The 13,499-nt window shown below is 38.8% G+C and carries 14 protein-coding genes and 1 pseudogene; 4 read left to right on the top strand and 11 right to left on the bottom strand.

Annotated elements, in window-relative coordinates; translation table 11 throughout:
• Positions 1-72 precede the first annotated feature (72 nt).
• On the top strand, positions 73-345 hold the full coding sequence (locus tag C9I86_RS09850; protein WP_107276250.1) for a hypothetical protein: 273 nt from the start codon (positions 73-75) through the stop codon (positions 343-345).
• Between the two features lie 213 nt (positions 346-558).
• Here the strand turns inward: C9I86_RS09850 and C9I86_RS09845 are convergent, their stop codons facing one another.
• From C9I86_RS09845 to C9I86_RS09830, 4 genes are all read right to left on the bottom strand, one after another.
• Positions 559-873: a hypothetical protein gene (locus C9I86_RS09845; protein WP_080155685.1), complete on the bottom strand. Its 315-nt coding sequence runs from the start codon at positions 871-873 to the stop codon at positions 559-561.
• 162 nt (positions 874-1,035) lie between these two features.
• Positions 1,036-1,938 carry a protein translocase subunit SecF gene (gene secF, locus C9I86_RS09840; protein ID WP_080155684.1) on the bottom strand — a complete coding sequence of 301 codons (903 nt, stop codon included), beginning with the start codon at positions 1,936-1,938 and terminating at the stop codon, positions 1,036-1,038.
• A 4-nt stretch (positions 1,939-1,942) separates the two neighbouring features.
• A complete protein-coding gene (gene secD, locus C9I86_RS09835; protein WP_080155683.1) occupies positions 1,943-3,757 on the bottom strand; it encodes a protein translocase subunit SecD in 1,815 nt (604 codons plus the stop codon).
• A 255-nt stretch (positions 3,758-4,012) separates the two neighbouring features.
• Positions 4,013-4,630, bottom strand: a complete 618-nt coding sequence (locus tag C9I86_RS09830) for a hypothetical protein (protein WP_144396132.1) — start codon at positions 4,628-4,630, stop codon at positions 4,013-4,015.
• A gap of 237 nt (positions 4,631-4,867) precedes the next feature.
• On the opposite strand from C9I86_RS09830, the gene C9I86_RS09825 reads away from it, so the two are divergent.
• Entirely contained in the window at positions 4,868-5,737 is an 870-nt protein-coding gene (locus C9I86_RS09825; RefSeq protein ID WP_080155681.1) for an NAD(P)-dependent oxidoreductase, read from the top strand.
• Between the two features lie 105 nt (positions 5,738-5,842).
• Here C9I86_RS09825 and C9I86_RS09820 read toward each other — a convergent pair whose 3' ends face one another.
• The 5 genes and pseudogenes from C9I86_RS09820 to C9I86_RS09800 form a co-directional block, all read right to left on the bottom strand.
• The gene (locus tag C9I86_RS09820) at positions 5,843-7,108 is read right to left on the bottom strand and encodes a NupC/NupG family nucleoside CNT transporter (RefSeq protein ID WP_080155680.1); all 1,266 of its coding nucleotides are present in this window, start codon (positions 7,106-7,108) and stop codon (positions 5,843-5,845) included.
• Between the two features lie 462 nt (positions 7,109-7,570).
• Positions 7,571-8,005: a thioredoxin TrxC gene (trxC, locus tag C9I86_RS09815; RefSeq protein ID WP_107276249.1), complete on the bottom strand. Its 435-nt coding sequence runs from the start codon at positions 8,003-8,005 to the stop codon at positions 7,571-7,573.
• A 209-nt stretch (positions 8,006-8,214) separates the two neighbouring features.
• A complete protein-coding gene (locus C9I86_RS09810; protein ID WP_080155678.1) occupies positions 8,215-8,520 on the bottom strand; it encodes a hypothetical protein in 306 nt (101 codons plus the stop codon).
• Between the two features lie 131 nt (positions 8,521-8,651).
• Positions 8,652-9,074 (bottom strand): GNAT family N-acetyltransferase, encoded by a 423-nt coding sequence (locus C9I86_RS09805; protein ID WP_107276248.1) that lies wholly within the window; start codon positions 9,072-9,074, stop codon positions 8,652-8,654.
• Between the two features lie 55 nt (positions 9,075-9,129).
• A pseudogene (locus tag C9I86_RS09800) lies at positions 9,130-9,697 on the bottom strand (GNAT family N-acetyltransferase).
• 136 nt (positions 9,698-9,833) lie between these two features.
• Between C9I86_RS09800 and C9I86_RS09795 the strand changes: the two are divergent.
• Both C9I86_RS09795 and C9I86_RS09790 read left to right on the top strand, forming a co-directional pair.
• Positions 9,834-10,439 carry a DNA-3-methyladenine glycosylase gene (locus C9I86_RS09795; RefSeq protein WP_107276247.1) on the top strand — a complete coding sequence of 202 codons (606 nt, stop codon included), beginning with the start codon at positions 9,834-9,836 and terminating at the stop codon, positions 10,437-10,439.
• Between the two features lie 189 nt (positions 10,440-10,628).
• Positions 10,629-10,967 carry a cytosolic protein gene (locus C9I86_RS09790; protein ID WP_107276246.1) on the top strand — a complete coding sequence of 113 codons (339 nt, stop codon included), beginning with the start codon at positions 10,629-10,631 and terminating at the stop codon, positions 10,965-10,967.
• Between the two features lie 144 nt (positions 10,968-11,111).
• Here the strand turns inward: C9I86_RS09790 and C9I86_RS09785 are convergent, their stop codons facing one another.
• Positions 11,112-11,528 (bottom strand): GFA family protein, encoded by a 417-nt coding sequence (locus C9I86_RS09785; protein WP_107276245.1) that lies wholly within the window; start codon positions 11,526-11,528, stop codon positions 11,112-11,114.
• Between the two features lie 239 nt (positions 11,529-11,767).
• Positions 11,768-12,940 (bottom strand): acyltransferase, encoded by a 1,173-nt coding sequence (locus C9I86_RS09780; protein WP_107276244.1) that lies wholly within the window; start codon positions 12,938-12,940, stop codon positions 11,768-11,770.
• Between the last annotated feature and the right edge of the window lie 559 nt (positions 12,941-13,499).

Here is a 13,499-nt window from a genome sequence, read left to right as displayed (position 1 = left end):
AGTTTTAGTTTGGTTACTTTACTGCATACTAATAATGTCTATAGCATAGATTGGTTCATTAAGGGATTAAGTATGAAAAATATTGCGGAATTTATCGCACAAATAGAACGTGATAAGTGCACATATAATGCTTGGGTATACGAAAAAGAAGGATGCTATAAACAATTAAAGTGTAGTAATACTATAAATTGTTATTCATACCTTAAGGAGATTACTGAATACCATTTACAAATTGTCGTTGAATTAAACAATAATAATTTAGACAACTATTTATTATTGCCAGAAATTAATATTGTGACTCATATTGGGTTTAATAATCAAAAAGTAACGTCTCTTGCAGCATAAACAATTAAAATAATAATGAAAACTTAGGCTAGTTTGCATTTATAATAAAAACAGATCATATGGTCTGTTTTTTTAATTTCTTTCATTATGAAATGTCTAATTACTAAACGTAATTAAAACCAACAATACATATGCTTCTTGTTGGTTATAATAAACATTATTTAGTTATAAAACAAATCTTAATTTATAAAAAAGTGACGTGCATCGAAAGCTTTACTGTGTTTTCGATAAATTATATAGCATGATTTCTTTTCCTGCTTCACAAGCAGAATATCCCTGCTGCCAGCCATCAGTAAACTGCTTCGATCTATTCTCTAACGTCATGTCTTGAATGTGGCTATATCCAGCAACGTTTGCCTTAGCAAGAGCCGACTCACAGCCTTGATTATAGCCATAGTGATAAATGCTGTTGTACTTAACGTCACTTATATATTCGTCGGGTAAAAATCGCATTTCACCGTCATCAGTATGTGTACAGCCAACAACGAATAGTGCCATGCTACAAATAGCTATTATTTTAGGTTGCATGTTATCTCCTTTACCATGCTTATTTAACTCTTCTCAGTGTAGCAATAAATTATATTTATCACTGAAAATAAACCCATCTCTTTGAGCTAATGCAAAAAAAACCGCCAACATTACTGCTGGCGGCTGGCTTATTACTTATCGTTAATAAAATATCGTTAACGATTAAGGATCTTGTGACTCAGGTTTTGGTAGGTAGTGTTCAGGTTTTAAACCTACAAATTCAGGAAGTAATGTACCTACTGAAATTGATGACCATGTACCGGTTAACACACCAATAAACATCGCAATTGAGAAGCCCTGTAGCGACGCACCACCCAATAACCATAATGAGCTGATCGTCATCAACGTTGTACCTGATGTCACCATCGTACGTGAGAACGTTGCAATAATCGCTTCGTTGTTGGTTGCTTCAATGTCTTGCTTTGGTTTCGCAATCAGAAGTTCACGAATACGGTCGGCAATAACAATCGAGTCATTCAATGAATAACCCAAGATAGCTAAGATAGCGGCTAGTACGGTTAAGTTAAATTCCATTTGCGTCATAGCAAAGAAACCAACAGCTAAAATAACATCGTGCATTAGGGCAAGTAATGCACCCGCAGCAAGACGCCATTCAAAACGGTAGCTTAGATAACCTAGAATACAAAGCATTGTTACAAGTAATGCTAAACCACCTTGAGATGCCATTTCAGCACCCACTTGCGGGCCAACAATACTGGTATTTAAGACTTGTACTTGTGCATGTAGCGGATCAAGTACTTGCGTGATGTCTGGGTACGTTACACCTTTTGGTGGAACAGCATAACGTAGAATCCAACGGCCAGGTTCATCAGCGGCTATTACTACAACATCTTGCTTAAAGCCCGCATCCATCAGTGGTTCAATTTCACTGCTGGTGATTTGGCTGTTCATCTGTACTTCACTAACAACACCGCCAGTAAAATCAAGACCCCAGTTTAAACCACGAATACAGATGAAACTGATCGAGATAACCATTAGCGCAATTGACACAATACCTGTCATATAACGCAATTTAGTTAAGTTTGTAATAATCCAATTTTTCATTGCGTTAAACCCTTACATCTCGACGAGAATCACGACCCCAAACCAAGTTAATAATGGCGCGGGAAGTAAATATACCAGTGAACATACTGGTTAGAAGACCTAGACCTAACGTCAATGCAAAGCCTTGAATTGGACCATTACCAATAGAGTAAAGAACCACTGCGGTGATCATTGTTGTAAAGTTGGCATCGAAAATAGTACCAAATGCACTACTGAAACCACGATCAATCGCTTGAGCAAAACTGCGCCCATCTCGAACCATATCGCGAATACGTTCAAAAATAAGCACGTTGGTATCCACCGCCATACCCACGGTTAATACCAGACCAGCAATACCCGGTAAGGTTAATACCGCACCAGGAATCAAAGCAAGTAAACCGAATAGCATGATCATGTTCGTGATCAACGCAATATTTGCAACCCAACCTAGACGACGGTACCACAATGCCATAAAGACTAATGTCACACCTAAACCTAGCGCTAACGCTGCGAAACCATTTTTAATATTTTCAGCACCCAATGTTGGACCAATTGTGCGCTCTTCAACGATAGTTACTGGCGCAGTTAATGAACCTGCACGTAGTAGTAATGCTAATTGTTGTGCATCAGCTAGTGAACCCGCACCCGTAATACGGAAACGACTACCTAACTGAGTTTGAATGGTTGCAACACTGATGATCTTGTTGGTTTGTACTGTTTGACCTTTCGCGTTACGAGTATATTCGCTAAACGAAGTCGCCATTGGCTGACCTACGTTATTACGAGAGAAGTCTGACATCATGCTGCCACCAGCACTGTCTAAGGTAATATTAACCTCAGGCGTACCCATCTCACCCATACTCGCACGAGCATCGATAATGTGATCACCCGTTAATACAGGCTTACGGCTAACACGTACAGGACGGCCATCTTTGTCGTCAATGATCATGGTGCTACCAGTGCCCTCTTGCTTAACAGCATAGAAAGCCAAACTTGCCGTTGCACCGATAACATTTTTCGCAGCAGCTGGATCTTGAACACCAGGAAGCTCGATACGAATACGGTTTTCACCTTGACGCTGTACAGACGCTTCAGTAATACCAAGCTGCTCAATACGGCCACGCATCGTTTGCAAGTTCTGCTGTACGGTTAGGTTACGCAGGTTAGTTTGCTCATCTTCACGCATAGACAATACTAAATTATTGCCTTCGCCATTCTTCGCTTGCCATTGTGGGTATTGGGTACGAAGGTATGTGCGAATCTTATCATTCGCTTCTTCAGTTGGCAGACGCACAATAACTTGGTTGTTAGTGGTCATTTCTGAACGTGCAGCACGAATATCTTGCTTACGGAAATCACTACGAAGATCGTCAGTCAGCTGCTGTGCATGCTGCTTGTAAACTTCTTTCATATCGACATCAAGTAAGAACTGAACACCACCACGTAAATCAAGACCTAACTTAATAGGCTCAAAACCTAGGCCTAATAGCCATTTTGGTGCCGCAGGTTCTAATGCTAACGTTAAGCGGTCTTCATTATGAATAATGCTGTTTAACGCTTCTTTAGTATTAGTTTGTTCTTTGGTTGAATTAACCACCACAATCGTACGAGTTGGCTGCTGTTCAATAGTTTTGGCTTCAATGCCTTTTTCTTTTAGAACACGTTGAATCTCAAAAGGTGTTGGCATTGCGCCGCCTTTCGCACTGATTTGTACTGCTGCATTTTCGCCATACCATGTTGGAATAGCACTAAGCAACATAATCGAGACCGTCACAATTAACACAACATATTTCCATGCTGAGTAATGATTCAGAATCTGTTTATTATTCTTTTTTCTCATTATTTTAAGCCATATCTCTAGCAACAAATCATATTGTTGCGACCGATAACACATCAATAATTATTATTAACTTTTCTCATGGAATTTGAGAAAGCAACCCGTTATTACCATATTCACAGCCGATAATATTGAGTATTAATAATAGCTATTGATAGATTTAATACATAAATTAATAAAACGTTTTATGTGTCGATGAAAGCAACATCACTAAGTAAAGCACACCATGCCATAAATGACATAAGTGCCCGTAATGTCTTATGCGGTAACGAACGAATGTCCGTAATGTGAATAGAGTAAATTTGAGTCTTTCCAGCCAGATACGCGTGATGATGAGGGTTTTATATTTAAAATCCAATCACTTTGTGGGCTGAGGGGCTCGGCATACCCAATGGCAAGCATAGGTATAGGGAGTAAGGGGAATTCAAAGGCTAATTCAAATGTCGGCGCAATTTCATCAGCACTATGATAAAAACTATTCAACGATCGTGTCGAAGTATTAATCATATTTTGTAAATTAATCACTTCAACACGATGATGCTTACCACTATGAGGTGGCAATTTAAGATTGGTTGGTGATGGAAAATTCCATACTAATCGCGTGTTATAAAAAGAAACGGGTAAACCATTATTACTTACATAGCGATCCGTTGGATGTTTTTGTGTCGGCGTTTGATTCGTCTCATGATGCAGAGCACGATCAATATAACTCGCAGTCTCTATCGTCACCTTTGTAGCATTAACCACCTTTAGGTTAAGTACTGGTGCTTCAAGAACATCCGTATATACAGGACTGGTCGAGGTGAAATGCATAATGTTTGTATGTGTCGATGCCGAAGCAAATGAACTTGCTCCTAGACATAACACCAATAACATTATACGTAACACACCTGTCAACATTAGGTTTGACTAAACCAATCCATAAAATAAAAGTGAGTGTTATGATAATTGCCAACACAAATTGTTACAAGCGATTAATTTCAAATAATTAATCCTATTGATAAACCTCACTTATTTACATAAAACACATACAAGGTATAGCTATTTACGCAATAATGCAGTCTGTTATGATGTTACAAACTGCTCACAATTAAAATCAAGGAAGTATTAACGATGACAGCAAACGTTGCTTTTTTAGGGCTTGGAACTATGGGCTATTCGATGGCCGGCCACCTTGCCAAAGCGGGTTACCATGTAACTGTTTATAATCGAACTCAAGCAAAAGCCGACGCTTGGACTCAAGAATATAATGGCACTATTGCCCTCACACCTTGTGACGCGGTAACAAATGCTGACATTATTTTCACTTGTGTAGGCAATGATGATGACGTCCGTGAAATTTATAAAGGTCAACAGGGAATTTTAGTCACCGCAAAGCCGGGAGCTATTTTGGTCGACCATACCACGGCATCAGCCGATGTGGCGCGTGAAATTGCTGATGCCGCACATGCTATTGGCTGTGACTTTTTAGATGCTCCCGTCTCAGGCGGTGAAGCTGGTGCGATTAATGGTTGTTTAACCGTTATGGTTGGCGGCAATGAAGCAGTATTTAATAAAGCCAAACATGCTATTTCACAATATGCAAAAGCAACAACATTAATGGGCGAAACAGGTTATGGCCAAATAACAAAAATGGCTAATCAGTTATGTATCGCAGGTGTATTACAGGGCTTATCCGAAGCGGTAACACTTGCGAAAGCAGCAGGGCTTGATATTCACACCATGACCGAAGTATTAAAGCACGGTGCTGCTGGCTCATGGCAATTAGAAAATCGAGCGCAAACCATGGCGGCTGATTCGTTTGATTTTGGCTTTGCTATTGATTGGATGCGTAAAGATCTCGCTATCTGCTTTGATGCGGCAGAAAAACTTAACGTGGCATTACCATTAGCAAAACAAGTTGATAGCGAATATGAAAAGCTACAACAGCGTGGATTTAATCGCGCTGATACCTCAGTCTTAATCAAGCAATTTGATAAGTAGCGACTGAAAACCCCCATCAATAAATACAACAAAGCCGTAGCAACAACCATTGCTACGGCTTTGTTCTTACGCTATTTCTAGCTTGATTAACTTGTTACATCTCGATTATAACGTAACGAAAATACCCGCTAGCGTAGCACTCATTAAGTTTGCTAACGTTGCCGCCATTACTGCTTTAAAGCCCAATTTAGCAACATCACTACGACGCTCTGGTGCCATAACACCAATAGAACCGATCTGAATCGCAATAGAGCCAATATTAGCAAAGCCACATAATGCAAAGGTAATAATAACTTGAGTATGTTGTGATAATGTTTCTTTTACCGATGCAAAATCCATAAAGGCAACAAATTCATTAAGAATCAGTTTTTCACCAATGAAGGTACCCGCAGCCATCATTTCATGAGTTGGCACGCCAATAACAAACGCTAATGGTGAAAAGATATAACCCAGAATAAGTTGCATGCTCAGTGGCGTAGTTGCAAACCATTGTGATGCGGTATCCATACCAATTGCAGACGTTAAACTCGCAAGACCATAACCCACTTGCTCAAGGCCAGCATTCGCCATTGCAATCACACTCACAAACGCAATTAGCATCGTACCAATTGCAACTGAGACTTTCATACCATTCATTGCGCCCGCAGCCAATGCATCAATCGCATTACTGTGCTCACTGGTCGCCATCTCGATTTCAACTTGTTCTTCTGGTACTTGTTGTTCAGGCACTAAAATCTTAGCCATTAACAAACCACCAGGTGCGGCCATAAAGCTAGCTGCAATCAAAAATTTAAGATCAACACCTAAGCCTGCATAACCACCTAAAACTGAACCCGCAACAGATGCCATGCCACATGTCATTACAACGAAAAGTTCAGAGCGGGTCATTTTAGCTAAGAATGGACGTACCAATAATGGTGATTCACCCTGCGATAAAAAGATATTACCCGTCGCGACTAATGATTCCGCACGGCTAGTACCCAATAGTTTTTGAATACCGCCACCCAACACTTTAATTACCCATTGCATAATACCGAAGTAGTACAACAGTGAAATTAAGGCACTAATAAAGATCACCAATGGCAATACACGGATCGCAAACACAAAACCGCTTTTTTCAATATTAGACAAATCACCGAAAACAAACTGAATACCAACATCAGCAAAGCTCAATAGGCCAGCAATACCATGGCTCATAGCGCCAAGCATTTTTTGACCAAGAGGCACATACAATACCAATGCAGCAAAACCCGCTTGTAATACTAAAGCACCCAGCACAGTGCGCCAGTTGATAGCTTTGCGGTTATCTGAAAGTAAAATTGCGAATAAAACCAGTACGACAATACCGGCCAAACTAATTAACAACTGCATTATTTCGTCCTATTGTGTTGCGAATAATGTAGGTATTGATTGTGTTGTGGCATCGGAAAAACATTTGCTGAAGGATCAACAAAAGATGGATATTACGCCAATATGCGTAAATAACTAAAGGGGTGTTCGTCCAATGGTACAACATACAAGTCACCTAAATTAACAAGCTATAGTTAACGCCGGTCCAACTCCGTGGGTCGTTCACATATCCTAGTGACAGCTTGTAATAAGGTGGCTGAACGTAATTGTTCTGGCCGAGGCGAGAGTATATAGAGATCTTGGTCACATTAAAAATTTAGTATAGTGTTTTTTTACATTTATACATAATTAGCACAAATAATATGCTAAATACTGCTTTCCTTAACCTTTTCCTTAAAAAATGCGCACAAAAAAGCCCAGTTACTTTGATATAACTAGGCTTTAAGAATTAAAAATACCACCAGCAAATACTGCCATTGGTAATTATTTAGTTAATGCGGTGTTTAGCCATTGATCAAATGCAGTTTTAGGCATGGCACCATTGAGCATGTCGACCATTTTACCGCCTTTAAACACCATAATGGTTGGAATACTACGAATGCGGTATTGGCCAGCCAATGCTTGTTGCGCTTCTGTATCGATTTTAACGAAACGAGCAGCACCACTACGTTCATTCGCCACATCAGCAAATACAGGAGCAAAACCTACGCATGGACTACACCAAGGGGCCCAAAAATCGACAACAACAGGTTTATCACCATTAATTAGGTTTGCAAAGTTATCAGCAGTACCTTCAATTGGCATACCATCAAGTAATTTTTCTTTACAAGTTCCACATGTCGCTTCATCGTTTACACGATCAAGGGGTAAACGGTTCAATACTTTACAATGTGGGCAGCGAGTTGTCATGGTTGTCATAATGAATTTCCGAATCTAATTCTAAACTATTGCTATTTAATCTATCCTTATCATTCTCAAAACAAAAGCTGTTTTTACTGATTAAGCTAATAGGGAAAACCTATGGATTAAGAACGGCGTTATATCAACAACCAACAACAATAATAAACCTAAAAAACTAAACGGATTAAAAGGTTAGCATTTTAATCCGTTTAAGCAATTTCACAGCCTTATTCAGTTAATGGCTGCTCTGCTGCAACATTGTTTACTTTAGAGCAAGTCCAACCTAGCGTACCTAGTTTGGTGGCAAATGCTTGAGCTTTACTTTCACAATAACCGACCTCATGGTTTGCACTCCATAACACTTGGCTACCGCTCGATTTTATATATTGCACATCACAAGGTACTTTGTTACCCGGTTGACTATAAACGACTTCAACAGTGCGCTCTGCTGTACCATTTTTACAAACATAAGCCTCTTGTGCTGATGCTTGAAAAGATAAAATAGACAACATCAACAATAACATTACTTTCATAACAACCTCAGGATAAGAACTTTCGTATTAAGTTTAGTCGGCTTGAGGATTAACACTTCAATCCCTCACATTTTATAATACTAACATTTGTATGATGTACAGCTGATTAACAACTATTATACCGTCGACTATTACGTAATATTCTGAATCATATTAAAAAAGCGGTCATCTTCGCTCGCAATGGTAAAACCACATCGAGTATATAAGTGATAAGCAGGACTGATTTTAAACACTCTTAACCTCAACTGATTTACACCATATTCACGTGCTAATCGAACAGACTCCGTAATAGCTTGAGCACCAATACCTTGATTTTGATATTGAGCGCTAACTTGAAGATCGCGTAAATAGCATTCGTCGTCACCAACAGCTAATCGAATAGCACCTACCACTTCACCATCACACACTATGTCCCAATTTTCTAACCCGGCGATTTGCTCTACTATTGTTGGTTGCTCCCAATTAACAGCATAATGCTCATAATAGGTACGCATATTGTTATATGTGATCTGCGCTGACGCTGATAAATCACGGGTTGATTGGTATAAAATCATGGGCTCTTTCCTTTGTTATCACGACGCTCATTACCACAACACAGTGTAAGTTTCATTAATCGGGCTGATTAACAATCGCTAGCCACTGTTGCTGAGTAATTGTATATAAGCAGTGTCGCTCTAACCGATGTCCTTGATCCAATTTAGGATGATTAAAATCCTGCCGTGTATTTTTCATTCCGATTTTAGCCATAACCCGTTGCGAACGGCTGATTCTGCAAAGCAGTGAAAGCAAAAACTGACGGGGCTTTAAGAACCTCAAAAGCAAACTGTAATGCTTTTGTTGCCGCTTCAGACGCATAACCTAATCCCCAATATTCAGCTGATAATCGCCAACCTATTTCGATAAAGGGAGCATTAGGAATGCCACTAGTTTCATCTTGACTATGTAGCCCCACAAACCCAATAAACTTCCCGGTTGATTTTAGTTCCACCGCCCAAAATCCCCATCCACGTTGTGCTATAAGTTCTTCTATTCTAGAAGCTTGTGCATCGCTTTCATTATTGGACAATATTGCAGGGAAATAGCGCATTACTTGAGGATCTGCGTTCAACTGAGCATAAACACGATAGTCATTCGGCTTCCATTGCCGAAGAATAAGGCGCTGTGTTTCCATATGCATGTTTACTCCTTGTTATATGCTTTATCCTTATCCACATAGAGATATATCAACGATGAGTTGCATCAACAACATCTAATCATCATAATTTGGACGATAACCTTTGAATATTTATATTTCTAGATTGAGATTAACGATTATGGATAAGAAATTAATACACCAAGGAATAGAAGCATTAAGCCTTATCGATCAAGATATAGCACAAGCCGTTAAGCAATATGGTTTGCCTGATGGTCGCACTTACCCTCAAGGGTTTGAAGCTTTCCTTTTTACTATTATTAGTCAACAATTATCGACTAAAGTGGCGATCACAATCACTGATCGAGTATTAGCGTTAATGCCAGCTTGCACTCCAGAACAATTTATTCAAATTTCAACGCAATCATTAAGAGATGCAGGCTTATCACACCGAAAAATTGAATATACACAAGGTATTGCAACCGCAGCAGTAGAAGGCAATTTTGATATAGATGGATTGCAGCACCTTGATGATGAACGTGCAATCAAAACCATCATTAACATGCGAGGCCTTGGTCGCTGGAGCGCAGAGATCTACTTAATGTTTGCTTTAGACCGACATGATATTTTTCCTGCCGATGACTTAGGTATCCTTTTAGGTTTGCAAAAACTAAAAGGATTAGCATCAAAACCAACCCCAAAAGAAGCTCGTGAGATGGTAACGCATTGGGCACCGTGGCGAAGTGTTGGCTCACTATTTTTATGGCATTATTATCATCAGAATTAACGACTGATAAACACCCAGGGAATAGCCACCAGCTCCCCCTAGCCTATTTCAAAATCAAAGATATTTTAATATAGTAGCTCATGGTTGATGTGCAAGGTTATGGCTATCCTTTGTTTTTCAACTAAGTCCCTACTACATTCAACCTCTGATAATGATAGAATCTCCGTATCAAAATTACCGAGAAACTCTATGTTTATCCATCACGTTAACGATATCGACTGGCTAGTGATTACAGCTTTTGAAGAACTGAAAACTTTATTTATCGAAGAAGCTGGTGCGATCCCCGGTTGCTTCTCTACCACCAGCGAATTAAGCCTGATTGATCAAGCCAAGCGTAGTTATGGATATTTGCCTACACTCAGCGGTGTAATCACCGACACAGGAACATTTCAAAGCCAGAATAACGAAGCGGATTTAGACCCACAACTTGCCTGTCTAGTTGAGGGACGTGGTCGAGTATTTATTTATCACGGCGGTTTTGTGGCTTTTGTGAATGACGAGCAAACTTTTATTACTCGAATGGATTGAAAATTTTCCTATAAATTAAATAGACGCATTGGCTGCCCCAGCCATTTATCTGCAACCATTTTATTTATAAACAAGAGCTAACTGAATGCGTCGAATCTTTAGCAAGGTCAGGGCCATAAACAAGTTAGCTCCACTCCACCTCAATTACATTTTATCGGCAAAGTACGCCATGATTTCAGCGGTTGTCATTTCTTTGGTTTGATTAGTAAAGCAATAATAACTAGGGCGAGCATCGCTGAAATACTGCATATCCATTGTTAGCCCTTTTATATCAGGGAACAGACCGACAGGCATATTATATTCACCGCTGGCTTTTACTTTATAGAATAAATGAGTGCCACATTCAGTGCAAAAACCGCGCGAAGCCCAAGCTGATGAGGGATATATTTTGATGTTCTCTTCACCTTCAAAGGTTACTTGAGTACCACATTGAACAGCAAAAAATGGCGCACCACCCCATGTTCGGCATGATTGGCAATGGCACACTGAAAACTTAGGATTAACGTCTGCTGCAACAATTTTTACCGCACCACAAAGGCAACTTGCTTTTGAATCTGACATAGTAAAATACCGTTAGTTAATGGATAGAGAAAAATAGAGATCCAGTCATCATAATCACACATTAAATACTGTATATAAACACAGTTCTGTTTTGTGATGTTACTCAAAAATATATTTAGAGTAACCAAAACAACAAAGAATATAGAACTGCTATATATTTACGTTAAAAACCCAATGCGCTGTGAGTAGATTCCCTATCGCCCTCGTGGGCATCCGACGGTAATCAGCCCAAATAATATTTATTGAGTTATCATCTCTGAACGCTGAAAAAATTGACGTAAACCCCTCATTGCTGGTTTTTCTAAATAATAATAGCTAAATGTTGATATTACCAAAACAACTGCCATATAAAAAAAACCACCAACTATGGCTGGTATCCAGCTTATTTGGAGATGCCACAATACCAATTGTTGCGGTAAAAGGAGGTTTATAATTTCAATACCAACGAGCAAAATAACGGCATGCCAGAGATAAAGTGAATAAGATATATCACCTAAAAATTGAGTAACTTTGTTCTCAAATAATTTAAAAATGACGGAATTACGTTGTTGTTGTTGCGCCGAGATAAAAACAAGTAAGGCAAATACTATAATAATGAACACATCATTAAAGGGTAGTGCTGGTAAATGTAATGCATATATACACATTAAGAAGATTACTAACAGTAACATATCACTATTAATACGTTCTTTCGTTTTTTCCGACAAGGTAATGGTGCACATCCAAGTACCTAATGCAAAGCTTGATAAAGCTCTAAGATATGCTAGTACACCACCAGTAATATCAAGTGATCCATGGTGAGAATTAATAGCAACTAAAGATATGATAAATAAAACGGGGATCGCTAAAGAAACCTTCTTTTGCATCAAAACAGGCACAAGAAAAGGAAATACCATATAACTTAACCATTCAACACTTAATGACCATGATGAAATATTCCATGAAAGATCTTTTTCAAGAACACCTTGTAGCATCATGATATTTGGTATGAGAGCGTCACCACGATTAAATGGCCCATGGAAAGCAGGAATACCAGACATCCCCCAACCATCAAATAATGCTCCGCCATAGAAGCCAATATTTGCCATATATTTAAAGGTCTCCCAAGCTACTAAAACCAATAATGTAACAAGGAACAGAGGATAAATTCGAGAAAAACGCAGTCCTATAAACTTGCTCCAATTATAGAAATTAATCCCTTTGAAAAAAGTATTTTGATAAACGTGCATGATAACGAAACCACTTAGGATGAAGAATAAATCAACCCATAAGTAACTGTTTTCTAAAAAATGAGTATATTCAATTAACGTATCTTTCCATTGTGGAAAGATAACTAGTCTAGCGTGAAAAAAAGCCACACAGATAGCAGCAATACCACGTAGAGGCGTTAATATCGGGATTGACTTATTCATGTTTATTTCTTCAATATAGTATTTGAAATTAGACTAATAGCTAATTTTACATCGATCTACATTTCTACATGATTTTTAACGCCTAAATAGATATTAAAAATAAAATATCTGAACTGAATCCAATTAAACTTTCATTACTCATCTTGTTTCATTCAATAATACAGTAGTATGTCATGGCACATTAAACAAATACTGTAAGTAGATTCCCTATCGCCCTCGCGGGCATTCACTGTAGGGAATGATGGGGTTGGGTTGTCGTTCATTACAATACCGAAAAGATTAAGGCGAGTTCGTGATTATGGTTTATTACGAGGACATGAGAAGAAACAACTTCAACTGATCCAATATGCTTTTATGTTAGTAGGACAACTGACGTTGCCCTCACCACAAAAAGTTATCTGTTTAACGGCACAAACCCTTTTGTCCATGCTATGTTGTGGCTTAATGAACTTGTACACCTAAATAGGATAAAATACTCTTAATATCAAAATGGTGTACATAATGAAAAAAGCTCGAACAACTTATTCAGTCGCATTCAAGCACGATGCTGCTAATTTAG

The sequence above is a fragment of the Photobacterium sp. NCIMB 13483 genome (assembly GCF_003025475.1).
GTDB lineage: Bacteria > Pseudomonadota > Gammaproteobacteria > Enterobacterales > Vibrionaceae > Photobacterium > Photobacterium piscicola.
Note: the sequence above shows the minus strand (reverse complement) of the source record. Positions and strands in the feature narration are given on the sequence as shown.